General features: G+C 71.7%; 1 protein-coding gene. It reads right to left on the bottom strand.

Features of this window, described 5'->3' with window-relative positions; translation table 11 throughout:
* A partial coding sequence (locus tag WCD41_RS31070) for a DUF222 domain-containing protein (protein WP_337719133.1) occupies nucleotides 1–223 on the bottom strand: 223 nt, incomplete at both ends.

The raw sequence follows: 223 nt of genomic DNA, 5'->3' as shown, positions 1-223 counted from the left end.
CCGCAGGTGCAGCGCGCGGCGGATCGCGTCGGTGGCGGTGCGCTGACGCCGCCCGACATCCAGCGGCTCCGATTTCGAGCCGAGCACGACCGGCACGATCTCGGCGTCGCAGGCCCACCGGCGCACGGTGGCGGCGTCGACGGTGAAGCCCGAGTCCAACGTCCCGAACCCGCCGTTCTGTTCGGCGAGGGCTTCGCAGAGAAAGCGGTGGTCGATGGTGACC

Origin of the sequence: Actinomycetospora aeridis, assembly GCF_037400275.1 — a bacterium.
GTDB lineage: Bacteria > Actinomycetota > Actinomycetes > Mycobacteriales > Pseudonocardiaceae > Actinomycetospora > Actinomycetospora aeridis.
Note: the sequence above shows the minus strand (reverse complement) of the source record. Positions and strands in the feature narration are given on the sequence as shown.